At 60.8% G+C, this 1,372-nt stretch carries 3 protein-coding genes; all 3 read right to left on the minus strand.

Annotated features, from left to right (window positions below; genetic code table 11):
* Positions 1-10 precede the first annotated feature (10 nt).
* The 3 genes from tnpA to AC1DY5_RS55765 all read right to left on the minus strand — a co-directional run bounded on the left by tnpA (position 11) and on the right by AC1DY5_RS55765 (position 1,261).
* Complete coding sequence (tnpA, locus tag AC1DY5_RS55755; protein ID WP_478122725.1) at positions 11-388, minus strand: IS66-like element accessory protein TnpA; 378 nt, start codon at positions 386-388, stop codon at positions 11-13.
* Positions 389-710: 322 nt separating this feature from the next.
* Positions 711-848 (minus strand): hypothetical protein, encoded by a 138-nt coding sequence (locus AC1DY5_RS55760; protein ID WP_478122726.1) that lies wholly within the window; start codon positions 846-848, stop codon positions 711-713.
* A 101-nt stretch (positions 849-949) separates the two neighbouring features.
* The gene (locus AC1DY5_RS55765; RefSeq protein ID WP_478122727.1) at positions 950-1,261 is read right to left on the minus strand and encodes a YciI family protein; all 312 of its coding nucleotides are present in this window, start codon (positions 1,259-1,261) and stop codon (positions 950-952) included.
* Positions 1,262-1,372 lie beyond the last annotated feature (111 nt).

Below are 1,372 nucleotides of genomic sequence, written 5' to 3' on the forward strand. Positions count from 1 at the left end.
TCGATGCGAATCACCGCAGCAGCTCCCGCATCCAGGCCGCACACTCCGCAGCGGCGGCGCACGGCCAGCTCACGGTGATGGCGGTCGTGCCCCGGTGCAATTCGATGCGAATGGCCGCGGGCTCAGCCTCGGCGGGCGGGATTTGCACCGGCATGAAGGCGGCGACCACAGTGCTGTTGGCAGCCCTCGCCAGCGCGCCGCCACCACGCCGCTCGGCCTCAAGAACCCAGCGGCGGGCCAGGTTCGCGTTGACGCCATGGGCCATCGCCACCGCAGCGATCGATACGCCAGGCGAGCTGCATGCCGCCACGACCTGCGCCTTGAACTCGGCGCTATGTGTGCGCCGGCGTCGACGGCCAGCGCTGGCTTCGTTGGAAATAGTGTGCACGTGTCCACCAAGAACGTAGTGGACACGAGCATCCTAAAACGATCCGTCGCAATCAAGGTGCCGCGGCTAGACGCTTACCCTGAGGAGGCTTCTCGGGCCGCCGAGATACTGCGTACGCGATCGCTGCTGACTGCGCATGCTGGACGGTTTGCTCTGGCACGGCACGCTTGGGACGAGCCATTCCAGCGCGCTGTCGCTGCCAGCGCTGGCAAGCCCTACCGCCTGCTTACGCCTCGAATCGGAGAAGAAATTCCACTTGATATCGAAGGCGGGCAGTATCACCATTGGTGGACCAGCGTCAAATAAGGGCTCATAAGACGGGCTACCAACTCTGCTGGGTTCTGTCATATGAGAATGCCAGGCCGCCGGGGCAGCACAGTTTTCCCTTCTCGATCATGTGCATGATCTCGATGCCGGCAAGCAGGCGGGGGGCAGAGGAAAAGGTCTTGAATCCCATCATCGGCCGGATTCGTGCGTTTGCCAGGTGGATTTGGACTGCCGAAGTTCGGGAGCCACGGCGCTATCGGCAAGCAGACCACGCATTGCTGCGATGGGATGCGATCATGGGCTGTCGCTCGGTACCCGCTGGTGGTCAAAAACGAACTTCTTCCACCGATGGATCGTGTAGCTCTCAAAGATGCCATTGAGAAAAAACGGATCGTTCTCGATGTAGTCGACTGCCTCGCTTCTGCTGGCAGCATCCAGAATGATCAGGCCGCCGTTGGGAAAATCGTCGTCATCAGGAAACAGGCCACCGCTGGCAATGATGCGATTCTGGTTGCGCAACACGTAGTCAATATGCGTGGGGCGCACCTCGGCTTTCTTGGTCGTGTCCGTACCGGGAGCGTCCACGAACGTGATGACATAGGGCATGATGGGATTCTCCGATTTGTGGTGATTGAGAGGAAGATGCAGGGAAGTCGTTAGAGGCAGCCTTGAAGCGATACTCGGAGAGCGGAGTAACCGCGGGCTACTCCTCAGCGG

Source organism: Variovorax sp. P4_D9 (assembly GCF_056401695.1).

What these genes read in the sequence shown, in the direction of transcription:
- AC1DY5_RS55760 (WP_478122726.1), bottom strand. Translation starts at nt 848, where the DNA reads ATGATGGGATTCAAGACCTTTTCCTCTGCCCCCCGCCTGCTTGCCGGC.
- AC1DY5_RS55765 (WP_478122727.1), bottom strand. Translation starts at nt 1,261, where the DNA reads ATGCCCTATGTCATCACGTTCGTGGACGCTCCCGGTACGGACACGACC.